The 21,336-nt window shown below is 59.5% G+C and carries 20 protein-coding genes, 1 tRNA gene, 1 pseudogene and 2 riboswitches; of the genes and pseudogenes, 12 read left to right on the top strand and 10 right to left on the bottom strand.

Annotated features, from left to right (window positions below; all coding sequences use genetic code 11):
* Positions 1-14 precede the first annotated feature (14 nt).
* Positions 15-1,685, top strand: a complete 1,671-nt coding sequence (locus tag EDF61_RS03160; protein WP_105659118.1) for a threonine/serine exporter family protein — start codon at positions 15-17, stop codon at positions 1,683-1,685.
* Here EDF61_RS03160 and EDF61_RS03155 read toward each other — a convergent pair.
* Positions 1,682-2,455, bottom strand: a complete 774-nt coding sequence (locus EDF61_RS03155; protein WP_133833233.1) for a uracil-DNA glycosylase — start codon at positions 2,453-2,455, stop codon at positions 1,682-1,684. The two genes, EDF61_RS03160 and EDF61_RS03155, sit on opposite strands and share 4 nt — an antisense overlap.
* Before the next feature lie 156 nt (positions 2,456-2,611).
* Here EDF61_RS03155 and EDF61_RS03150 point away from each other — a divergent pair, with 156 nt between their 5' ends.
* The 3 genes from EDF61_RS03150 to groL all read left to right on the top strand — a co-directional run bounded on the left by EDF61_RS03150 (position 2,612) and on the right by groL (position 5,484).
* Complete coding sequence (locus EDF61_RS03150) at positions 2,612-2,902, top strand: DUF3263 domain-containing protein (RefSeq protein ID WP_105659120.1); 291 nt, start codon at positions 2,612-2,614, stop codon at positions 2,900-2,902.
* 42 nt (positions 2,903-2,944) lie between these two features.
* Positions 2,945-3,550: a LytR C-terminal domain-containing protein gene (locus EDF61_RS03145; protein WP_105659121.1), complete on the top strand. Its 606-nt coding sequence runs from the start codon at positions 2,945-2,947 to the stop codon at positions 3,548-3,550.
* Positions 3,551-3,846: 296 nt separating this feature from the next.
* Entirely contained in the window at positions 3,847-5,484 is a 1,638-nt protein-coding gene (groL, locus tag EDF61_RS03140) for a chaperonin GroEL (RefSeq protein WP_105659122.1), read from the top strand.
* A 99-nt stretch (positions 5,485-5,583) separates the two neighbouring features.
* Here the strand turns inward: groL and EDF61_RS03135 are convergent, their stop codons facing one another.
* The 5 genes from EDF61_RS03135 to EDF61_RS03115 all read right to left on the bottom strand — a co-directional run bounded on the left by EDF61_RS03135 (position 5,584) and on the right by EDF61_RS03115 (position 9,495).
* On the bottom strand, positions 5,584-6,474 hold the full coding sequence (locus EDF61_RS03135; protein WP_133833232.1) for a DUF4031 domain-containing protein: 891 nt from the start codon (positions 6,472-6,474) through the stop codon (positions 5,584-5,586).
* Positions 6,475-6,517: 43 nt separating this feature from the next.
* Positions 6,518-6,808, bottom strand: a complete 291-nt coding sequence (locus EDF61_RS03130) for a WXG100 family type VII secretion target (RefSeq protein WP_038990044.1) — start codon at positions 6,806-6,808, stop codon at positions 6,518-6,520.
* A 111-nt stretch (positions 6,809-6,919) separates the two neighbouring features.
* On the bottom strand, positions 6,920-8,458 hold the full coding sequence (locus EDF61_RS03125) for a sensor histidine kinase (protein ID WP_105659124.1): 1,539 nt from the start codon (positions 8,456-8,458) through the stop codon (positions 6,920-6,922).
* A gap of 52 nt (positions 8,459-8,510) precedes the next feature.
* A complete protein-coding gene (locus tag EDF61_RS03120; RefSeq protein WP_105659125.1) occupies positions 8,511-9,218 on the bottom strand; it encodes a response regulator transcription factor in 708 nt (235 codons plus the stop codon).
* Positions 9,219-9,276: 58 nt separating this feature from the next.
* Positions 9,277-9,495 (bottom strand): hypothetical protein, encoded by a 219-nt coding sequence (locus EDF61_RS03115; RefSeq protein WP_105659126.1) that lies wholly within the window; start codon positions 9,493-9,495, stop codon positions 9,277-9,279.
* Between the two features lie 254 nt (positions 9,496-9,749).
* On the opposite strand from EDF61_RS03115, the gene EDF61_RS03110 reads away from it, so the two are divergent.
* Both EDF61_RS03110 and EDF61_RS03105 read left to right on the top strand, forming a co-directional pair.
* Positions 9,750-10,133, top strand: coding sequence for a cold-shock protein (locus EDF61_RS03110; protein WP_038990235.1), 384 nt, complete (start codon positions 9,750-9,752; stop codon positions 10,131-10,133).
* A 3-nt stretch (positions 10,134-10,136) separates the two neighbouring features.
* Positions 10,137-10,745: a DUF3027 domain-containing protein gene (locus tag EDF61_RS03105; RefSeq protein ID WP_105659127.1), complete on the top strand. Its 609-nt coding sequence runs from the start codon at positions 10,137-10,139 to the stop codon at positions 10,743-10,745.
* Between the two features lie 74 nt (positions 10,746-10,819).
* On the opposite strand, the gene serC is transcribed toward EDF61_RS03105, so the two are convergent.
* Entirely contained in the window at positions 10,820-11,941 is a 1,122-nt protein-coding gene (gene serC, locus EDF61_RS03100) for a phosphoserine transaminase (RefSeq protein WP_133833231.1), read from the bottom strand.
* A 260-nt stretch (positions 11,942-12,201) separates the two neighbouring features.
* On the opposite strand from serC, the gene EDF61_RS03095 reads away from it, so the two are divergent.
* The 4 genes and pseudogenes from EDF61_RS03095 (at position 12,202) to EDF61_RS03080 (ending at position 16,056) form a co-directional block, all read left to right on the top strand.
* Positions 12,202-12,900, top strand: coding sequence for an iron-dependent transcriptional repressor DtxR (locus EDF61_RS03095; protein WP_105659129.1), 699 nt, complete (start codon positions 12,202-12,204; stop codon positions 12,898-12,900).
* A 104-nt stretch (positions 12,901-13,004) separates the two neighbouring features.
* Positions 13,005-13,155, top strand: a riboswitch (cyclic di-AMP (ydaO/yuaA leader).
* A gap of 4 nt (positions 13,156-13,159) precedes the next feature.
* Complete coding sequence (locus EDF61_RS03090; protein WP_133833230.1) at positions 13,160-14,206, top strand: M23 family metallopeptidase; 1,047 nt, start codon at positions 13,160-13,162, stop codon at positions 14,204-14,206.
* Positions 14,207-14,329: 123 nt separating this feature from the next.
* Positions 14,330-14,500, top strand: a riboswitch (cyclic di-AMP (ydaO/yuaA leader).
* A 3-nt stretch (positions 14,501-14,503) separates the two neighbouring features.
* Positions 14,504-15,331 carry a C40 family peptidase gene (locus EDF61_RS03085; protein ID WP_105661598.1) on the top strand — a complete coding sequence of 276 codons (828 nt, stop codon included), beginning with the start codon at positions 14,504-14,506 and terminating at the stop codon, positions 15,329-15,331.
* Between the two features lie 231 nt (positions 15,332-15,562).
* Positions 15,563-16,056 (top strand): annotated as a pseudogene (locus tag EDF61_RS03080) (HNH endonuclease).
* A gap of 38 nt (positions 16,057-16,094) precedes the next feature.
* Here EDF61_RS03080 and EDF61_RS03075 read toward each other — a convergent pair.
* A complete protein-coding gene (locus EDF61_RS03075; RefSeq protein WP_105659133.1) occupies positions 16,095-16,505 on the bottom strand; it encodes an NUDIX hydrolase in 411 nt (136 codons plus the stop codon).
* 187 nt (positions 16,506-16,692) lie between these two features.
* On the opposite strand from EDF61_RS03075, the gene EDF61_RS03070 reads away from it, so the two are divergent.
* Positions 16,693-17,922 (top strand): ROK family transcriptional regulator, encoded by a 1,230-nt coding sequence (locus tag EDF61_RS03070; protein ID WP_133833229.1) that lies wholly within the window; start codon positions 16,693-16,695, stop codon positions 17,920-17,922.
* A gap of 121 nt (positions 17,923-18,043) precedes the next feature.
* Here the strand turns inward: EDF61_RS03070 and EDF61_RS03065 are convergent.
* Together EDF61_RS03065 and EDF61_RS03060 are read right to left on the bottom strand one after the other, a co-directional pair.
* A tRNA-Arg gene (locus EDF61_RS03065) sits at positions 18,044-18,117 on the bottom strand.
* 67 nt (positions 18,118-18,184) lie between these two features.
* Positions 18,185-18,847, bottom strand: a complete 663-nt coding sequence (locus tag EDF61_RS03060) for a hypothetical protein (RefSeq protein WP_133833228.1) — start codon at positions 18,845-18,847, stop codon at positions 18,185-18,187.
* Between the two features lie 83 nt (positions 18,848-18,930).
* On the opposite strand from EDF61_RS03060, the gene pcrA reads away from it, so the two are divergent.
* The gene (pcrA, locus tag EDF61_RS03055; RefSeq protein ID WP_105661600.1) at positions 18,931-21,309 is read left to right on the top strand and encodes a DNA helicase PcrA; all 2,379 of its coding nucleotides are present in this window, start codon (positions 18,931-18,933) and stop codon (positions 21,307-21,309) included.
* Positions 21,310-21,336: the final 27 nt, after the last annotated feature.

Raw genomic sequence — 21,336 nt, 5'->3', positions numbered from 1 at the left:
AGGGGGCATGATTCGTGGCGCATCGATCTAGCGAGGAACAGGCCGCCTCGTCGAATGCCGTAGGCGAGGATCCGGCTCCGCTAGCTGGCGTCTTGCCCCGCATTGCCACTAGTGAGATCAACATGGGCTTCCATCCGGCAGAGCCCGCCGAAGAGCCGGCAACGGCATCTGAACTACCGCTCAATACGGCGGTCAGCGCCAACGTGGCGGCTGCCGATGTCTCGGATATCGAGTGGCGCACCGGCCAGGTCCACACCACCGATGAGGGCATTACCCTCATGCCTACCCGCGCCAACCCGGTGGCCCGTCGGCTGCTGGCGAAAATGTGGATCTCGGATACCCCTCCCACCGAGGCGCTGAACATCGTTGAGCGCCTGCAGGGCACCCCCTACGCCAACCCCAAGGTCAATGTGGACCAGGACGCGTCCAACCGGCGCACCATGGAGTTCGCGCTGGATTTGGGCGAGACCTTGATCCGCTACGGCGCAGGCGCCTTGGAAGTGGAAACCAGCGTGATCGCGGTGACCGCGGCACTGGGCTTGAGCCACTTGGATGTGGACATCACCAACCAGTCCCTGCATTTGAACTACAGCCCGCCGGACGCCGAAAGCTACTCGGTGCTGCGTGTGGTCCGCTCCTACACCTCGAACTACGCCGGCATGGTGCTGGTGCACGAACTCGTCTCGGATATCATTGCCGGCGGCGTATCGCGATCCGTTTCAGCGAAGCGGCTGAAGGACATCACGCGGCAGCCCAAGCCGTTCCCGCGCTGGATCGTCGCCTGCGGCCGGGCCGTGTTCGCGGCCGCGTTCGTGCTCTTCATTGGCGGCTCGTGGGCTGGTGCGCTGGTGGCGATGCTGTCCTCGAGCCTCGTGACGCAGATCGGCCGATACGGCTCGCGCTGGAGAGTGCCCGAGTTCTTCACTATCGCGGCCTCGACATTGGTGGTCACCGGCATTGCCTTGCTGGGGCATCAATTCCACGCTCCGCTGGATCCGGCGCTGGTGGTCTCTGGCGGCATCTTGCTGCTGCTTCCGTCGGGCAGATTCGTTTCGGCATTGCAGGATGCCATCAACGGCTTCCCGGTGACAGCGGTAGGCCGGTTGTTCTCGGCCAGCCTGATCTACGGGGCGATCCTCTGCGGAATTGCTACGGCCCTGGTGATCTCGGATCTGCTCGGGGGAGAGAAGGTCGACGTTCACCAGATCGTCCAAACCGACTATCCGGCCTGGCTGCTGGTGGTCTTGGTGGGCGTGGCCATTGTCGCCGGTGCGGTCACCGAGCAGAGCGCGCTGCGCCTGTTGCTGCCTACCGCCGGCATTGCGGTCGGCGGCTACCTGGTGCAGCTGCTGGCCGAAAGCATTGGACTCGGAGACCGGGCCACCCCGGCGCTGGTCGCCACGGTGATCGGTTTCGCCGCGCGGCTGGCAGCGGACAAACTCCGCTCGCCGCAGCTGGTGCTAGCGGCTCCTGCGGTCATGTTCCTGCTTCCGGGCCTGATGATCTTCCGCGCAATGTACGGCATCGTCATCAACGTCAATGACACCGCCACGGGACTGGTGGAGATGTTCAACGCCATGGCGATCATGCTCTCCATCGCTGGCGGCGTCGTCTTCGGCGATACGCTGTGCCGTCCATTGACCTCCAGCGCCCGGCGTGAGCGCCGGCGGATCCGCCGACGCTAGGCTTTCGGCAACGACCAGTCAATCGGCTTCTGTCCGCTGTCGGACAGGAGCCGATTGATGCTTGAGAAGGGCTTGGAGCCGAAGAACCCGCGCGAGGCTGAGAGCGGCGAGGGGTGGGCGCTTTGCAGCTGCACGGCGTTGGACAGGGACTCGGAGAGTTTCTGCGCATGCTGGCCCCAGAGCAAAGCCGCCGGAGGCCGCGGACGGTCATTGAGCGCGGTGAGGATGGCATGCAGAATTGGCGCCCAACCCAGCTTCTGATGCGAGCCGGCATTGCCAGCGGCTACGGAGAGCACCTGGTTCAGCAGCAAGACGCCTTCGGAAAGCCATGGACTGAGGTCTGGATGCGCGACCGGCTCCAGCCCCAGATCGGACTGCAATTCCTTGTAGATATTGGCCAAGGAGCGCGGCAGCGGACGCACCTGCTTGTTGGCCGCGAAGGCCAAACCGTTTGCGTGGCCGGGTGTCGGATATGGGTCTTGGCCAACAATTAGGACCTTGACTTCGGACAATGGCAGGCTCAGTGCGCGGAACATCACCTCCGGTGCCGGCAGGATCTGTTCACCGGCCGCCGAACGGGCCGCCAAATCGGTGGCCAGGGAACGCAGCAGCGAGTCCTGCTCGCAGAGTGCCGGTACCCAGTCTGCAGCGATAAACCCGTGGTCGGCCATGGATTGGGCACCATGGTAGAACGGGAAATCAGCCGCTTCGTACACTGGTGTCCGAGCTGGCTGGGGTGCATCGAAAAGTGCTGGCTGCAAATCGTCCATAGGGGTAATTGTGCCGTTTTTCTGGCGTGCCTGTGCTCGGCCACACGGTGTTAGGCAAGCAGATTGGTTAGAATATCGGTGGTATGTCTACCGATGGTGGAATACATGCATAACCGAAACCTGAGAAAACTGGTCCAAGGACAGAGGTGAGAACGTATGGCTGAGAATGAATTGCTGGTGGATTTCGTCATGAACCCGGATTCGGAATTGGATGAGCGTTCGCAACAGATCCTCAACCTGGAAAAGTTGTGGTGGAAGTATGCCGGGGCCAAGGAACAAGCCATTACCAAGCAGTTTTCGATGTCGCCGACGAATTACTACCAGCTGCTGAACCAGCTGATTGAAACCGACGCGGCACTGGCCTACGACCCGATGTTGGTCAAGCGCCTGCGCAGAGCACGTTCCACAAAACGTCGCGTGGGCGGTAAGGTCGGCACGGGACGATAACCCTGCCTGCCGTGACCAATCAGACCTCGAGCAAGGACAAGAATGACCAACTACCCGCGTGACGAATTTGATCGCGTTCCGGAGTTCAGCACCCGTGTGGGTTCGCACCACGCCCACGGATGGGCGCAGTCCGCCGCGTCGAAGTCAACCGGTGGGAAATTGCGCTGGGTAGTGCTGACCGCTGTACTCGTGCTGGTGATCGGTGCCTTGTCCTTCATCTTCGGCCCCCAGCTCAAGGAGACCCTCGCGACTTCCACGGGAAGCGACACCTCGCAAACCCAGGAAGTCACCGCCGAGCCCTCCGTGGAACCCACACCAAGTGAATCCGCATCGCCAACGAGCACCATCGATGACGAAGACGTGCTCTACGGCCAGCTGATTGGCGTGTACAACGCGGCAAGTGTTGCCGGTCTGGCTAATGAAGGCGAAGACGCCATGGCCGAAGCCGGGTTCACCAGCATTGTGGCCGACAACTGGACCAGGCCCGCAGAAGTCTCCACGGTTTATTACATGTCCGAGTCCTACCGCACTACCGCTGAAAAAGCTGCAGAAATCCTGAATATCGACGAAGTTCTGCAGACCAGCAACATTCCGAACCGGGTCACCGTGGTTCTGGGCTCCGATGACACCCTGGGGCTAAACGAATAATTCGTTCATAATTCCATTCGCTCAGAGCCGATCGGCTTGCACTCGCCATGCGAGAGTGCCAATATTTGTATTAGCACTCATGCGTTGCGACTGCTAACGCCGGTCGGCTTTTGCGTTCTCCAAGAACTTCATGAAGCACCGGACAGCGGATGCAGGGCGTGGGCGTGGAAAATACCTCAGATAGCGAGAGCTGAAACGGTTGCTGGCCCGATGCCGCACCGGTCCACTCGTCCGTCGCGGGCGCTGTCTGTCGGTTGCATTTTCGCAAAATCGTCCCGAAAGGACCGTACGCCACAATGGCTAAGATGATTGCATTTGACGAGGAAGCACGCCGCGGACTTGAGCGCGGCCTGAACACCCTTGCTGACGCGGTGAAGGTCACCCTGGGCCCACGCGGCCGCAATGTTGTTCTGGAAAAGAAGTGGGGCGCTCCTACTATCACCAACGACGGCGTGTCCATCGCTAAGGAAATCGACCTCGAAGAGCCTTACGAGAAGATCGGCGCAGAGCTGGTCAAGGAAGTTGCCAAGAAGACCGACGACGTCGCTGGCGACGGTACCACCACCGCAACCGTGCTGGCACAGGCACTGGTCAAGGAAGGCCTGCGCAACGTTGCCGCAGGTGCTGACCCAATCGCGCTGCGCCGCGGTATCGACAAGGCCGTAGAAGCTGTTACCGCTGAACTGTTCGCCGCTGCGAAGAAGGTCGAGTCCAAGGAGCAGATCGCTGCTACCGCTTCGATCTCTGCTGGCGATCCGGAAATCGGCGCACTGATCGCTGAAGCTCTCGACAAGGTCGGCGAGCAGGGCGTTATCACCGTTGAAGAATCCAACACCTTCGGCCTGGAGCTGGAGCTGGCAGAGGGCATGCGCTTCGACAAGGGCTACATCTCCGCTTACTTCGTCACCGACGCTGAGCGCCAGGAAACCGTTCTCGAGGACCCTTACGTCCTCATCGTGAACTCGAAGATCTCCTCGGTCAAGGACATGGTGACCTTGCTGGAGAAGGTCATGCAGTCGAACAAGTCGCTGCTGATCATCGCCGAAGATGTCGAGGGCGAAGCCCTGGCTACCCTGATCCTGAACAAGATCCGCGGCCTGTTCAAGTCCGTTGCTGTCAAGGCTCCGGGCTTCGGCGACCGTCGCAAGGCCATGCTGACCGACATCGCTATCCTCACCGGCGGCCAGGTTGTTTCCGAGGAAATCGGCCTGTCCCTGGACAACGTAGGCCTGGAAGTCCTCGGTACCGCCCGCAAGGTCGTTATCACCAAGGACGAGACCACCATCGTTGAAGGTGGCGGCGAAGCCGACGCCATCGAGGGACGCAAGGCCCAGATCGCAGCCGAGATCAAGAACACCGACTCGGACTACGACCGCGAGAAGCTGCAGGAGCGCCACGCAAAGCTCTCCGGCGGTGTCGCTGTGCTGAAGGCCGGCGCTGCTACCGAGGTAGAGCTCAAGGAGCGCAAGCACCGCATCGAAGATGCCGTGCGCAACGCCAAGGCAGCTGTTGAAGAAGGCATCGTCGCCGGTGGTGGCGTTGCACTGATCCAGGCTGGCGCTGCAGCATTCGAGAAGCTGGTTCTGGAAGGCGACGAAGCTACCGGTGCGAACATCGTTCGCGTTGGCATCGAAGCCCCGCTGAAGCAGATTGCCCTGAACGCTGGCATGGAGCCAGGCGTTGTCGCTGACAAGGTCAAGGGCCTGCCAGCAGGCCACGGCCTGAACGCTGCAACCGGCGAATACGTCAACCTGCTTGAAGCTGGTGTCAACGACCCAGTGAAGGTGACCCGTTCGGCACTGCAGAACGCGGCATCGATCGCTGGCCTGTTCCTGACCACCGAAGCTGTTGTCGCAGATAAGCCAGCTCCTGCTGGCGCTGCCCCAGCCGGTGGCGATGACATGGGTGGCATGGGCGGAATGGGCGGCTTCTAAGCTTCCCGCACGCACTAAGCACGCAGTAATCGCGCCGATGGCCCGGATCCTTTCGAGGGATCCGGGCCATCGGCCGTTTAACGTGGGCCAAGCGTTGCACTATAGCCAGCTGTGCAGCAGCTCCAGCTCGGTGCCCAAATTGTTCCGCGCGCGCTGCTCCCAGCGCCGGGATCCGGCTTGGGTGCCGTAGATCAGTTCTTTCTCCAACAGGCCGCTGAGGATCTTGCTGCGCCCGGAAGCAAGCACATGGCGGGGAAGATGCCCGTACTCCTTGTAGATCGCCTCGGCGTAGCGCTGGTAGGCCGGAGCGGGGCGGGCCAGGACCTCCAGATCGGCATCGCAGAGGATATGGCCCAGGCGATCGGTTTCTGCCGGGGCATGCTTGGCGGTGAGCATGACCAGCCCGCTGACCTTCGAGACGGCACCAGGGGAGAGGACTCCCCACAGCCGTTCACGGGCCAAGGTGGCCGATTTGAACTCGTCTTCGCTGGTTCCTGCGTAGACGGCGTCGTGGAACCACGCAGCGAGTTGGAGCAGCATGAGCTCTTCGGGATCGGCCTGGCCTTCAGCCAGCCAGTCGATGGCTTCGAGCACCGAGAGCAGATGCACCCGGTCGTGGTAGTGGCGATGGCTCTCGGACCAATAGCCCAACAGCTCGGTTCCGAGCTGAGGCTCGGTGGGCAAGGTGCGGGACCAACGCCGGGTGAGGACGGTGCCCAGCTTCTCCGGACGGTATTTGGCTGGTATCCGAATCCCGGACTTGACCAGTGCGCGGACCAGCTCGGATCCGGAGACTTCAAGGGCGCCAGCTGCCACGAGCCGATCGTAGCGTTCGCGAGGCACATCGTAGTGATCCCGGTCGAAAGCGCGGCGGGAGATTTCTTGCTGCCCGGCGAACTCATGGAGTTCAGCCAATGAAGTATCCGACACCAAGTGGGCAAAGAGCGTGCCGTGGGCAGGCCAGCGCGGCGGGTCGATCAGAATGCTCATAAGGCTAAGCCTACTGATCAACCGGCCGTCGCGCCTGCGCTTTTCAGTAACGGAACAGCGAGGTGTTGACCTGCTCGACCTCTTCGTACTGCATGGAGGCATGGTTCAGGGCCGTGGCAATGCTGCTCAGCGCCTCTTCGATCTGCACATGGGTTGACCGCCATTCGGCCACGATCGATTGGAAGGAGGCAGCGGCGGAACCCTGCCAGGTGCTTTGCAACTGGTCCAGGTTCATTTGCATGGTCGAGACCTCATTGCGTAGCCGGTCAATGGTGTTCATGACGGCCTGGGATTTAACCTGCATCTCGCCGGTGTTGGTGGAGAACGTACTCACTGGAATCGTCCTTTCTGGAATGAGCGGTTTGATCACTGATGCACTCACCTTAGAAACACCACACCCCGTGCCGGGCAAAACCGGCACGGGGTGTGGAGAAAGCCATCGGCGCTAGTCTTCCGTATCGTCGACTTCCGGTGCTTTCGGTTCGCGCAGCGGCACGTAGGGCATGGAGATGGACATCGTGGCGCCACCGCCAGGGGTATCTGCCAACGCCACCGAACCTCCGTGCTGCTGGACGATGGCCGCAACAATGGCCAAGCCCAGGCCGGAACCGCCGGTCTCGCGTTGGCGCGAGCTATCGGAGCGGTAGAAGCGTTCAAAAATGCGCTTGGAATCCTCGGCCGGGATGCCCGGGCCGTGGTCGCGGATTTCAACGACCGCGTCCAGCGTTCCAGCCACCAATGAGCGCACGCCGACGGCAATTTCCAAGGGGGAACCTTCCGGGGTGTAGCGCAGCGCGTTGGTGAGCAGGTTGGCGATGATCTGCCGGATGCGGGCATCATCACCGACGGTGCTCGCTGGGCTGGGGCGTTCGGACACGAGCCCCACAAGTTTGACGGTACGGTCCGGTGCACGGACCTTGGTGTCTTCCACCGCGTCCTGGCCCAGGACCAGCAAATCCACTGGCTGCTTTTCCATGGGGCGTTGCTCGTCCAGGCGGGCGAGCATCAAGAGGTCCTCAACCAGGCGGGCCATGCGCTTGGATTCGCTTTCGATGCGGCCCATCGCCGAGTCCATGGCCTCCGGATCCGCCAGCCCGCCGTAGCGGTAGAACTCCGAATAGCCCTGGATGGTGACCAGCGGGGTACGCAGCTCATGCGAGGCGTCCTGGATGAAGCGGCGCATCTTCTGCTCGGAAGCCTCGCGGTCGTTGAACGCCTTTTCAATTTGGGCCAGCATGGCGTTGAGCGAGCGCGAGAGCCTGCCCACTTCGGTCTCAGCGGGATAGTCCTTCACGCGCTGGGACAGATCGCCATCGGCGATCATCGACGCGGTGCGCTCCACATTGATCAGCGGCTTGAGCGAACGCCCGGTGAGCCCGTAGGCGATCATCGACATCAGCAGGGCCGCAAGCGTGCCGGTGGAGAGCACCAGCACCGCAGTTTGGCTGACGGTACGGTTCACATTATCCAGCGGCATGGACAAGAACAGGTTCAGCTCGCTGCTCTTCAACGGGATCATCACCGTACGCCAACCAGCGGAGGTGGGGAAGGCGCCGGGGACCGTGGCAGGGGAGTTCGGGTGGGCTGCCAGCTGCTGGATCTGTTCCATATTAAGCAGCGGCAGGTCCGTGCCGTTGGAAGGACCGACCCGCGAACGCGGCATCACGTAGACGATCTCGCCGTCCTGGTCGCGAATGTCAGCGTAGGCGCTGCTGAGCCCGAGCAGCGTGGCATCGACATCCAAGGCGTCGTGGCTGCCGTTGTCCTCGTTCAAGGAGTAGAGGTAGGCCTTGTTGAGCCCGTAGGCCATCGTCGACTTGGACACGTTCAGCTGCTTGTCGATCTGGCTGGTCATCGCGATTCTCAGCGTATGCGCCGAACCGATAGCGGTAGCGAAGATCGCGACGATCATCAGTCCAAACATGACCGCGACCAGTTTGGTCCGCAACGAGGTGCGACGCCACTGGGCTCGAAATGACTTCATATGCTGACTTTACAAGGCCTTCAATTATTGGCGCGGACCGTTACGTGTGCCGTTAGCGGCGGTCTGGGGTGCGCATCAGGTAGCCCACGCCGCGCTTGGTCTGGATCAGTGCAGGCCATTCCGGGCGGTCCACCTTGCGACGCAGGTAGGAAATGTAGGATTCCACGATCGAGGCATCGCCGTTGAAGTCGTATTCCCAGACATGGTCCAAGATCTGCGACTTGGACAGTACGCGGTTCGGGTTCATCATCAGGTAGCGCAGCAGCTTGAACTCGGTGGGGGACAGGTCAATGATCTCCCCGGCACGGCGCACCTCGTGGGCGTCGTCATCCAGCTCAAGGTCGGCCACGATGATGGTCGCGTTCTCGTCCTCGCCATTGGCGGTACGGCGCAGGACGGCACGGATGCGGGCGACGACTTCATCCAGGCTGAATGGCTTGGTGACGTAGTCGTCGCCGCCGACGGTCAAGCCGGTGACCTTGTCGCTGGTGTCGTCGCGCGCGGTCAGGAACAGCACCGGGAAGTGGCGGCCAGCGGCGCGCAGTTTACGGGTGATGGTGAAACCGTCCATGTCAGGAAGCATGACGTCCAGGACGGCCAGGTCCGGCTCTTCGGCTTCAACGGCGGCGAGGGCTTCGCGTCCGTTGGCAGCAGCGACAACTTCGAAGCCTGCAAAGCGCAGGGAAGTGGAGAGCAGTTCGCGGATATTCGGCTCGTCATCGACAACGAGAAGTTTTGCCTCAGCAGTTTTTGGACTCATGGATTACAGTGTGCCGAAGAAGTCTGGGAGTCCGCTGAGTGAATGCTGAAGCGAGTGGCTAGCTTTTTCGGCGCCTGGCGACGTTTCCGAAGACCACGATGGCGGCCAGAATGAATGCCGTTGGCAAGCCCAAGCGCGCAAAGAGCATCAGCAGCGGCGGGATGGCGATCTCCTGGAAGTAGAAGACGAGGGTTCCGACCAGCGCCAAGGCGGAAAGGATGGCGATGATGATCGCCAATCGGGAAAGTGCAGTCATGGTTTTGGATGAATCGCTCACGCTACCAAGTTTAGCCCCGGAGCCATGGGCGACAGGCGGAATGCGAAGATTGCCGGGCAAAGATGAATTCACCGCACGAGAGATGACATAATCTTAGATAAAGGACTTGAAGCGATCCAGCAGATTGAGCACCCGGCAAGAAGCAGAGAAGAATTCCGGCAGTGGCTCCGCCGGATCGCACATATGAATATGCATGGCGCTGAGCAGGCCTCGGCCATGCAGCTTAGCTACAAGAACGAACGAGGTAAATGATCATGCCTAGCGGCAAGGTTAAGTGGTACGAAAAGGCCAAGGGCTTCGGCTTCATCACCGCCGAAGATGGCAAAGAGATCTACGTCAATGCCGCGGCATTGCCCGAAGGCGTGCATGACCTGCGCCCCGGAACCCGCCTGGAATTCGGCGTTGCCGAAGGCCGCCGCGGTCCACAGGCACTGAGCCTGCGCTTGCTCGAAGCCGCTCCATCGGTCGCACGTGCCAAGCGCAAGAAGCCCGAAGACGAGGCAGTGCTGATCGAAGATCTTATTAAGCTGCTCGACAACGTTTCCAATAGCTTGCGCAATGGGCGTTATCCTGAACAGGCATATGGCAAGAAGGTTGCTACCGTACTTCGTGCGGTAGCCGACGATCTGGACGCATAAATAATGGCCCGTAAACCCAAGTTGGACACCATCCTCGCCGAGGCAGTGGATACTGCTCGCGGCGCGCTCGCAGAAATTGCCGGTGCGTCAGAAATCGGCGAACACCTAGGCGTCACGGCGGAAGGTGAGCGACTTGTCACCCATCGTTTTGTCTCCCATAAGTCGGGATATCAAGGATGGACCTGGTTCGCCACGCTTGCGCGGGTCTCACGGGCAAAATCCAAGGACCTGACGGTTTGCGAAGTAGGCATTATTGCAGGGGAGCAGTCATTGCTCGCTCCGGCATGGGTGCCATGGGCCGACCGCCTGGCAAAGGAAGAGATTGAAGCGGCCAAGGCCGCCGAAGCCGCAGAGGACTTGGCCGGGACCGGCGGGGAAGCCGACGGTCCTGAAGCCACGGAGCCAGCGAAGGAGCCGGATCCATCGGATCCAGGCGCCGAGGCTCAGGATCCGCAGGCCGAAGTCGAAGCGGACGGCGCCGAAAATGACGATGACGCTGTGCAGCAGCATAAGTCGCCGGCACGTCGCCAGGTACGCCGCCGTCGCACGGCGCAGCGCACCGCAGCCCGTCGCCGGGCAGCGCAGCGTAATCGCACGCGCAAGGAAAACTAGGCAATAGCGGCAAAGACCTTCGCACAACGATGATGAATCGTTGTGCGAAGGTCTTTGGCTTTAATCGAGGGTTCTTAGAGCTGCTCGATCACGTAGTCGATGCACTTGAGCAGTGCTTCGACGTCGCTTGGCTCGATCGCAACGAAGGTGGCGATCCGCAGCTGGTTGCGGCCCAGCTTGCGGTATGGTTCCACGTCGACAACGCCGTTAGCGCGCAGTGCCTTGGCAATTGCCGAGGCATCGACCGAGTCATCGAAGTCAATGGTGGAGATGACGTTCGAGCGGTGCGCTGGGTCGGCCACATAAGGGGAAGCGATTTCGGAAGCCTCGGCCCAAGCCCGGATCATCCCTGCGGACTGTGCCGTGCGCGCTGCCGCCCACTTCAGGCCGCCGTTGGCATTGATCCACTTGATCTGCGCATCCAGGCCCACAAGAGTGGTCAGCGATGGCGTGTTGTAGGTCTGGTTCTTCAAGGAGTTATCCAGCGCGGTCGCCAGGTTCAAGAAGTCGGGGATCCAGCGGTCGGTTGCTGCAATTTCCTCGATGCGGGCAATCGCGGCGGGAGAAACGAAGGCCAGCCACAGGCCGCCGTCGGAAGCGAAGTTCTTCTGCGGAGCGAAGTAGTACACGTCGGTCTCGGACAGATCAACGTCCAGGCCGCCAGCGGCGCTGGTGGCGTCAATGACTACCAGTGCATCGTCGTTGGCGCCAGCAACGCGCTTGATCGGCGCCGCTGCACCGGTTGAGGTCTCATTGTGCGGCCACGCGTAGAGGTCTACGTCGGCTTCGGCTACGGGTTCAGGTACGGTGCCCGGCTCGCCGACAATGATGGAGGAAGGTTCCAGGAATGGAGCCTTGTCGGTGGCTTTGGCGAACTTCGAGCCGAATTCGCCGAAGGACAGGTGCTGCGCCTTGGAACGGACCAGGCTGAATGCAGCGGCATCCCAGAATGCGGTGGATCCACCCACGCCGAGAAGAACTTCGTAGCCCTCTGGCGCGCTGAACATTTCCTTCAGGCCGTCCTGAACCGAAGCTACGAGGTTCTTGACCGGAGCCTGGCGGTGGGAGGTGCCCAGCAGTTCGGCGCCGGCATCGACGATGGCCTGGATCTGTTCTGCGCGAACCTTGGAAGGTCCTGCACCGAATCGACCATCGGCGGGCAGAAGGTTTTCTGGAATGTTGATATCCGTGCTCATCGCGCTCCTCTTGTAGCGATAGATTGAAGTGCCATAACGGCCACCATTACCCATGGTTTGGAATATTGACAGATAGCCTTGGCGTTTCAATAGATATCTTCGCAAATAGCGGGGTGTCGTGAGAAAAGCGCGTCGGTCGGTTACGCCGAGGGCTTGGCGGGTTACAGGGCTTTCTGCAGCTCCGACCAAGTAGAGTGGGATATCGACGCCACGTAAATTTCGAGCGAACTTAATTGTTGTGACTTCCAGGAGCGACTGCCGTGTCTGATCTTATCGATACAACTGAGATGTATCTGCGTACCATTCTTGAGCTTCAAGAAGAGGAAATCGTGGCATTGCGCGCCCGAATTGCAGAGCGTCTTGGCCACTCGGGCCCAACCGTGTCGCAGACGGTTGCTCGCATGGAACGAGACGGCCTGGTTATCGTATCGACCGATCGCCACCTTGCTTTGACCGAAAAAGGTCACGAGCTGGCTACGGGCGTGATGCGCAAGCACCGCTTGGCGGAGCGCCTGTTGTCGGACATCATCGGGTTGGACTGGGAGTACGTGCACGATGAAGCGTGCCGCTGGGAACACGTGATGAGCGAACGCGTCGAGCGTCGGCTCTTTGATCTTCTGGGCAAGCCAACAGTGTCGCCCTACGGCAACCCAATTCCGGGCCTGGAAGTCCTCGGTGGCCCCAATGTGGGCGAAATCTCACATGAAGTAGAGAACTTGGATGATGCCCTGCTGTCCGGAAACATCGGCCCGGTGGCAATTGAGCGCCTGGCTGAACCGATCCAAACGGACCCAATCCTGCTCGGACAACTGAACGAAGGTGGAATCCGCCCAGGTGCGATTGTCACCTTGGAGCGCGCCGACGACTACGTTGTAGTGCGCGTGGACGGCATCGAAGGCGCCCTGGAGCTGCCGGTCGAGGTCAGCGCACACGTATTTGTAAAGTCTCAGAAAAGATAACGAAATTGTAACTTTCGGCGTTGACAGGTAGCGTTAAGTCTTGGAGCTAGCGATCTAGTTAGCTCTATCCATTTTTGGTGCGACCGCCTAGTGTTGCCCTGCGCCAGAAACGGTCACCAAATCTTGAGGGCAATAACGGGGGACCCACTTTCCGGCGTGCAAACGCCTTGGGGTGAAGTTCTGCGACAAGCAGGCCGGCTGATTCTCAATAGCCGAACCCGACAGCTAACTTCGTAGGCGCAACAGTGAGAGGAATGTTTTGGTAGAAACCAAGACTGCGGGACGTCGCCGCGCTGCCGGCGTCGAAGTAGATGTGATTGCAGAAGTCACCGCTTCGACTGCTGAGCGTAACGGCGGGCGCCGAGCAGCACGTGCTGCTGCCACCGTCCCGATGATTGCACCGGTCAAGCCGGTACATGAAGATTTCGTTGGTCGACGATTCGACTCCATGCAGCGCTACGGTGTTGCTCCTAACCAGACCCTGCTGGCCGGCAAGGATACCGCGAGCAACGTCGTTGCATTGCCAGGAGCTGTTCAAGCCCCTGCCAGCAAGCCTGCCCCGATCGAAGCAGCAGGCAATGTCGAGTTCATTTCGAGCCTCAAGTCCAAGGTTCAGAAACCCACCCACCGTGGATTCGCCCACAAGGTGGCAGCCGTAGCCGCCGTTTCGGGTTTGGCGCTTGCCGCCGTAACTCCACAGCTCTCCGGCAGCGCGGAGGAGAACAAGGCCGTTGAGGTCGCAGCTCAGCGCACCGCCACTTCCGCAGTTGTAGATGTAACTGCACCAACCGGCAATGCGGAACTGTCCGTGGAACGTGCAGCTTTGACCTCCGAGCTGAACACCGAAGTTGCCAAGGAAGAGAAGTTCGCCGAGATCATGACCGCTTCGGGCGGTAGCGTCACGGCCATCAAGGACACCTCGGGATTGCTCGGCGCACCGGTCACCACGAAGCGCATCACCTCCACGTTCGGGCACCGCAAGAATCCAACCGGTCCAGGTTTCATGATCCACAGCGGCACCGACTACGGTGTGCCAAGCGGTACCAAGGTCTACGCGGCAGCTGACGGTGTTGTGACTGTCTCGGGTTGGGCTGGGCACTCCGGTAACCGCATCACCCTTGACCACGGCAACGGCCTGGAGACCGGTTACAGCCACAACAGCCAGCTGGTTGTGAAGGTTGGCCAGAAAGTTAAGCGCGGTGACGTTGTTGCGTTGGCCGGCAGCACTGGCAACTCAACCGGTCCTCACGTGCACTTCGAAGTGATCGTTGACGGTCAGTTCAAAGACCCAGCAGGTTGGTTATAACGACGTTCGTCACCATTCCGTGATCAAAACGTGACATTTCAAAAAACTTCCTATAGTCTTGTATGCGTGCCATGGGGATCCCTGGGCATCATTGCGTGAGAACCGAGCACTGCCAACACGCAATGAGTAGTTATACACAACTCGTACGGCAGTGGCGGGGGAACCAATATCGGGTCGTTAGTTTTGGCTAACAACCCTAGGGGTGAAGTGGATAGAGAAGGCAACTTCGAATCCACCGAGGTAACTCCACTTCGAACCCGACAGCTTACCTCGTAGGTATCAAGGAGAGGCAATATTTTGACCAAGAGTCATGCACGCGGACGTCGCCGCGCCGACGTTCCACGCACCAACTCGCTACAGGCGATTTCGCAGGCCGTAGCATCCAACGCTGGCTCGGTAGGCCGCCAGGCCGCCGTTGTAGCTGCAGCATCCGGCTTGATCGTCACTCTGGGCGTGCCTGGCCAGGCAACTGCACCACGTGACGTTTCTGCATCGCCTGTTGACACCATCAATCCAGAGCGTGTTGCAGTCAAGGCAGTAAAGGTAGCTGCTGACAAGAAGGCTGATGTCGCAATCGAGCGCGCCAGCTTCACCGCTGAAGAGAAGCCAGAGCCTGTTGTCATTGCAGTTTCGAATGACATCACCCCAACTACCCGCAGCAGCAACTCGGGTAACTCTGATTCGATGGCCCCGATGACTCGTCAGAGCCGTTCGGGTGGACAGGAATCGGCTCCGCAGCAGAAGGCTCAGCCAAAGGCTGAAACTCCTGTTCAGACCTCCAACCTTTCCGGCATCGCAGGCACCGCTGCCAAGTACGTGGGCGTTCCATACGTATGGGGTGGCAACGGTCCAAGCGGCTGGGATTGCTCCGGCTTCGTCAAGTACGTCTACGCGCAGCACGGCATCAACATTGCTCGAGGCACCTCGGCCATCCTCGGATCCGGCCAGTTCGTCCGCACCAGCAACCCTAAGCCAGGCGACTTGGTATTCCAGAACGGTGGCGGCCACGTCGGCATCTACCTGGGCGGCGGCCAGATGATCGGCGCGCAGAACCCAACCGTGGACACCATGATCCACTCGGTTTCGCGCAACCCGCTGTACGGCTACTACACCCTAGCTGGCTAAGCTTCAAAGCTTTTCATAGGCCATCGGATGAGAAAGACATCCGATGGCCTATGTTCGTTTAACCAGTTGAACTCCGGGCAACAGAACGATGAAAAGAAGACAATTTCTTGGTTAGGTACCCACCAATAATCCGAAGCATCGCATAGGCTAGCGCTTAGAGACACTCCGAGCAGAACGCGAGCTCCATCAATGCCAGATGGTGGCCATCGGTTCATGAAGGTAGTACGAGCAATGCGAACTTTGGTATTAAACGCAGGATACGAACCACTAGCAGTTGTGACGTTCCGTCGAGCACTAGTGCTAGTCATGACCGAAAAGCGAGCATCGTTCTCCAAGATGATCTCGCCCCCATCCGCAGTTCTCATGGAGATCTACCTCGGCCAACTGTCATCGTTCTGAAACGCTATGTACGACGCCCCTACAGGGACATGCAACATGTCACTCGTAGGGGCGTTCTGCGTAGAGACGCTTTTACCTGCGCGTATTGCGGCAAAGCTGCCAATACGATTGACCACGTGATTCCCCGCAGCAGGGGAGGCCAGAACACCTGGGAGAACCTCGTGGCCGCTTGCCTGCTATGCAATAGCCGCAAAGCGGACAAGATGCTCTCGCAACTGGGCTGGCAACTGCGTATTACACCTCATCGTCCACGCGTTGCTGGCCATCTGGTTTCGGGACTGCAGCACGTTGATGCGGCATGGGACGAATACTTGCACGCAAGCTAGCCGCTGGCCTGATGCTGCTGGGAGGAACCCAGCGGCGCCTATTTCTTGCTGCGTTCAATGGCTAGCGGCAGGACGCGGTCGCGAAGCAACGGAGCTAGATCGTCGCGTTCCAGGGCCACCTGCGGGTCGATCCACAGCAGCTCCTCCAATTCCGCTAACGGGACGAGTTCGCCATCGAAGGCTGCGCTGTATAAAGAGGCGCGGATCATCGTCTCCGCCTCGTTGGCAGCCGGTCCGATCCATTCGCCGTCGTATTGCAGCTCGTCAGCGGTGAAGCTGAGGCCCAATTCTTCACGAATTTCTCGAATGATAGTTTGTAACGCTGTTTCCCCGGCTTCGGGTTTGCCGCCAGGTTGCATGAACTTCGTCGTTCCACGCTTGCGAACCAGGAGAATTTCTCCTTGGTTGTTGATTAAACACGCCGCTGAGATCGTCAAATTTTTCTTCACTAAAACACAATATCGCGTGTTTACAGGAGTTAGAGATGGTAACGTGCTTAATTGGATCTCCAACGGTTTTAGTTCTAGTTCACCATGGTTACTTTACTCGCAGTATCTAACCGAAGTATTGATGACTACCGAAAACGTTGGAATTGAAAGATCGATCCATCAACTTTACAGATCTATGGAGCAATAAATGCGACGGGGTACAAATCTAGGACGCTTGGGAAACTTCAACCAAGCCGTAATTCTTGAGTCAATTCGACGGGCACCAGAGGGAATTAGCCGCGTTGAACTGGCCGGTTCGACTGGTCTGTCGCCACAGACCATTTCCAACGTTGTCCGCCGCTTGCTGGATGACGGAATCGTCCGAGAAGACCGCACGATCGTCTCCGGACCAGGCAAGCCTCGCACCGTTCTGGAGCTCGAAGGCAACCGTCTCGTTTCCATTGGCATCCACCTAGACCCCAGCGTGCTGACCTTCGTCGCAATGAACCTGCGCGGCGAGGTCCTGCGCGAACGCCGCATCGAAGTTCCCAACCTCGAAGTAGCTACCGAAACTGTCCAGCTCATGGCAACTACCGTTAAGGAACTCATTGCCGAGATCCGCGTGCCGAAGAAGCACATCGTCGGTGTCGGCATTGCTGTTCCGGGTCCAGTAAACGTCGAAGAAGGAGTGGTGCTGAACCCGCCACTGCTCGATGGCTGGGCAGATGTTGAACTGGTGAACCCGCTGCGCAAGCTCTTGCGCCTGCAGGTCATCATCGAAAAGGACACCATCGCTTCAGCAGTTGGCGAACTGTGGCAGTCCAAGGAAGAGAAGAACAACGACTTCGTCTTCATTTACTGCGGTCACGGCTTCGGCGCTGGCCTTGTATTCAACGGCGATGTCCACCACGGTGCAAGCAACAACGCTGGCGAAATCGGCCACTACTCAACCGGTTACAAATCTGTGGCCTGCGAACAATGCGGTGCGGAGGATTGCCTCGCTTCCGGCACCTCCTACGAATTCATCGCCGCGCAGGCCAAGGAACGCGGGCTGGAACTGCCAAGCTACGAAATCGTTGGCCCGGAACAGCGGGCTGCCGGAATGAACCGCCTCTACGAGCTGGCTCACGAAGGAAACAAGGTCGCCAAGGAACTGGTCACCGAAGCCATGATCAAGGTTGGCGAAGTTGCCGGCCAGCTTGCCAACTCGCTGGACGTTCGCGAAGTCGTCTTCGGCGGTCCACAGTGGGAAAAGGTATCCGAACTGGTCGACGATCAAGTCCGCGACGCCATTGGCCGCCGCTTCGCCCTGCGCGGAGTGCATGAAATCGAAACCCGCACCTCCGAGCTCGGCTCCAACGTCGGCGCCATCGGTGGCGCTTGCGTGGTCATGGACGCTTCGCTGTCGCCAAAGGCGACCGCATTGCTGCTGCGTTAATCGAGACTCATGCTAAGCACTGCGGGTACGTTCCAGATGGAACGTACCCGCAGTGCTTAACGCCGTAGTAACGACAAGAGCCTTGTTTCCCGTCCGAGGACTGGAAACAAGGCTCTAGTTGTGCCCCTGGCCGGAATCGAACCGACGGCCTACCCTTTAGGAGAGGGTCGCTCTATCCTACTGAGCTACAGGGGCATGGGCGTGAAAACACCAACAACACTATCTTACTAGGATGTCCCGGGTGTAATTCCCACGCACTGGCTTAGGCAGTACCCTCGCGAATTGCGAGCATCTTTGCCTTGAGCGCACGATTGGCACGGATAGCGCCAAGACCCACAACAAGACCCGCAGTGATGATCAGCAGTGCCCAGCGGATGGTCGTGAGGATCGATGCCAAAACGACAGCTCCTTCACTGAGGTCTCCAGTGAACAGGGCATCAATTGCGAAGTTCTCCCAAATATCGATTGCCGCGAAGCCCAGCGGGGCAACCCAAGCCAGCCAACGCGTCTGGCGGTGAGGAATCCAGCGGATGAACAACAGCATGGAGAAGACCGCAGTAAACATCGGGAAGAGGAAACCAGCGGTCTTGTGCAAGTAGTTGAGCTGGCCAACAGCATCTTCATCCATGGCGCCACGCAATGCTTCTATGTCGCTTACGGTGTAGCCGAAAATACGCTGATCGGGCATCGCCAGGGAATCGCTGAGGTCCTGCATCTGCACCATCGTGAGCAGATGGTAGTACGCGAATAGCGCAGCGCATATGATCAAGCCCACCGAGATCAGCAGCATCGGGTTCGAACTGTTCTCGTGGGAGGTGCTTTGCACCTTGCCTGGCCCCATGTTCATGCCGCGCGGCGCGTTCGGCGCCTGGGCGAACTGCTGGGGCTTGCGGTATTCCTTGGTTTTCCTGACCTTCTTTGCCATATCTTCTATTATGCCCGGCCAATAGCGTGGGCTTTCCCGCTCACACTGAAAGTGTCCGGCGCTCCACGTAGACTGGCTACATCATGGATTTCCTTTTTGACGATTTCGCCCCGGATACCGCACAGCAGGTCATGCCCACTGCTGAGGAGCTTTTGGTCGGCATGAACCCGCAGCAGGAAGAAGCAGTTCGTTATGCTGGGGGTCCGTTGCTGATCGTGGCCGGCGCTGGTTCAGGAAAGACCCGTGTGCTCACGCACCGCATTGCCTACCTCCTGGCGACCGGACGTGCTCGGCCGCACGAAATCCTGGCGATCACCTTCACCAACAAGGCCGCTGCCGAAATGCGCGAACGAGCCGCTGAGCTTATTGGCGACGAGCAAGCGAAGAAGATGTGGATCTCTACTTTCCACTCCTCATGCGTGCGTATTTTGCGTCGCGAGGCGGCCACCATTGGAATGAAATCCAACTTCTCAATCTACGACTCCACGGATTCCTTGCGCCTGATCACCTTAGTCGCCAAATCTTTGGAGATCGACCCGAAGCGTTTCACGCCCAAGGCAATTGCCCACAAGATCTCCTCGTTGAAAAATGAGCTGATAGATGATGAAGACTACGCGGCGACGATCAATACCAATGATCCGTTCTCACGAGCCGTTTCCGAGGTCTACCGCGGTTACACCCGCCGCCTGCGCGCTGCCAACGCCATGGACTTCGACGACCTGATTGGACAGGTCGTCTACATGTTCCGTGCGTTCCCGCGAGTGGCCGATAACTACCGCCGCCGGTTCCGCCATGTGCTTATTGACGAATACCAGGATACTAACCACGCCCAGTACTCGCTGGTGCGTGAACTCACCGGTGCCGAAGGTGATACCGTCCCAGGCGAACTGACCGTTGTCGGCGACTCCGACCAGTCGATTTACGCTTTCCGCGGTGCCGATATCCGCAACATCGTCGACTTCGAAAAGGACTATCCGAACGCGGCAACCATCAAGCTGGAACAGAACTATCGTTCCACCCAGACGATTCTGTCCGCGGCCAACGAGGTCATCAAGCGAAACCCCGACCGCAATGACAAGAAGCTGTGGACTGCCAGCGGCGACGGCGAGAAGATCACCGGTTATGTTGGGGAGTCAGAATCCGACGAAGCACGCTGGATTGCCGAAGAAATACTTCGCTTGAACGATGACGAGGATGTCCGCCCGGGCGACGTGGCGATCTTCTACCGCACTAACGCCCAATCGCGTGCACTGGAAGAACAGCTGATGCGCGTGGACCTGAAGTACCGCGTAGTCGGCGGCACCAGGTTCTACGACCGCAAGGAAATCAAGGACGCACTGGCCTACCTGCGCGCCTTGGTGAACCCGGATGATGACATCAACGTCCGCCGAATCCTCAACGAGCCCAAGCGCGGCATCGGCGACCGTGCCGAAGGCGCCGTGGCAGCGTTGGCTGAACGGGATCGCGTTTCCTTCATGGACGCATTGCGCCGTTCGGATGAAGCACCAGGCTTGGGAACCCGCGGAATCAAGATGACTGCTGCGTTTGTCTCCATGATGGATGACTTGAAGACCGTGGCGGAAGGCTCAGGGCCGGCAGAGGCCCTTGAAGCAGTGCTGGAGCAGACCGGATACCTGGAGACCCTTCGGCTCTCCTCGGATCCGCAGGATGAGTCGCGGGTGGAGAACCTCGCCGAATTGGTCGCCGTGGTCCGGGACTACGTGAACGAAGAACCGGAAGGCGGTCTCGAAGGGTTCCTGGAGCGCGTGGCGCTCGTAGCCGATGCCGACCAGATTCCAGAGGCTCCCAGCGATGATGAGGGAGCAGCAATGGCCGTGCAGGAAGGCGTGGTCACCTTGATGACCCTGCATACTGCCAAGGGCTTGGAATTCCCGGTGGTCTTCCTGACGGGCATGGAGCACGGTGTATTCCCGCACCAGCGTTCCATGACCGACGAAAAGGAACTGGCCGAGGAACGCCGCCTGGCCTATGTCGGACTGACCCGTGCCCGTGAACGCCTGTACCTGACCCGTGCCGAACAGCGCAGCCTCTGGGGGCAGGCCCAGTACAACCCTGCGAGCCAGTTCCTGGAAGAGGTTCCGGGCGAGCTGATCGACTGGAAGAGCGAGGGCTCTGGCGGTGGAATGGGCTTCGGTTTCGGTAACGCAGCGGTGAATTTCGCCACGAGCAGATATGAACGTGGCAGCCACTGGGGTGCAGGTTCGGCATCGGCGCAACCGGTGCGAGGGCACAACGCCGCCCCTATTTCCAAGACGCGAGTTGTGCAGAATAAGGACATTACCATCCCTGAAGTCGGGCAGAATGTTAAGCATTCCTCGTTTGGCTTGGGCACTGTTATTGCTTTAGAAGGCGCAGGCGACAAGACGGTGGCCAAGGTGCAGTTCCCGGACTCCGAGAAGAGGCTATTGCTGCGCTATGCACCGCTAGAAATCGTGGACTAGCCGACGGGCCCTCCGTGTTTCCTGCGT

The sequence above is a fragment of the Arthrobacter sp. JUb115 genome (assembly GCF_004365035.1).
Classification (GTDB): Bacteria; Actinomycetota; Actinomycetes; order Actinomycetales; family Micrococcaceae; genus Glutamicibacter.
Note: the sequence above shows the minus strand (reverse complement) of the source record. Positions and strands in the feature narration are given on the sequence as shown.

Excerpts from the sequence above, each read along its gene's own strand:
- EDF61_RS03150 (WP_105659120.1), top strand. The coding sequence starts at position 2,612 with ATGGCTGAGAATGAATTGCTGGTGGATTTCGTCATGAACCCGGATTCG.
- EDF61_RS03120 (WP_105659125.1), bottom strand. The coding sequence starts at position 9,218 with ATGAGTCCAAAAACTGCTGAGGCAAAACTTCTCGTTGTCGATGACGAG.
- EDF61_RS03125 (WP_105659124.1), bottom strand. The coding sequence starts at position 8,458 with ATGAAGTCATTTCGAGCCCAGTGGCGTCGCACCTCGTTGCGGACCAAA.
- EDF61_RS03155 (WP_133833233.1), bottom strand. The coding sequence starts at position 2,455 with ATGGACGATTTGCAGCCAGCACTTTTCGATGCACCCCAGCCAGCTCGG.
- EDF61_RS03105 (WP_105659127.1), top strand. The coding sequence starts at position 10,137 with ATGGCCCGTAAACCCAAGTTGGACACCATCCTCGCCGAGGCAGTGGAT.
- EDF61_RS03135 (WP_133833232.1), bottom strand. The coding sequence starts at position 6,474 with ATGAGCATTCTGATCGACCCGCCGCGCTGGCCTGCCCACGGCACGCTC.
- EDF61_RS03070 (WP_133833229.1), top strand. The coding sequence starts at position 16,693 with ATGCGACGGGGTACAAATCTAGGACGCTTGGGAAACTTCAACCAAGCC.
- EDF61_RS03060 (WP_133833228.1), bottom strand. The coding sequence starts at position 18,847 with ATGGCAAAGAAGGTCAGGAAAACCAAGGAATACCGCAAGCCCCAGCAG.
- EDF61_RS03110 (WP_038990235.1), top strand. The coding sequence starts at position 9,750 with ATGCCTAGCGGCAAGGTTAAGTGGTACGAAAAGGCCAAGGGCTTCGGC.
- EDF61_RS03145 (WP_105659121.1), top strand. The coding sequence starts at position 2,945 with ATGACCAACTACCCGCGTGACGAATTTGATCGCGTTCCGGAGTTCAGC.
- groL (WP_105659122.1), top strand. The coding sequence starts at position 3,847 with ATGGCTAAGATGATTGCATTTGACGAGGAAGCACGCCGCGGACTTGAG.
- serC (WP_133833231.1), bottom strand. The coding sequence starts at position 11,941 with ATGAGCACGGATATCAACATTCCAGAAAACCTTCTGCCCGCCGATGGT.
- pcrA (WP_105661600.1), top strand. The coding sequence starts at position 18,931 with ATGGATTTCCTTTTTGACGATTTCGCCCCGGATACCGCACAGCAGGTC.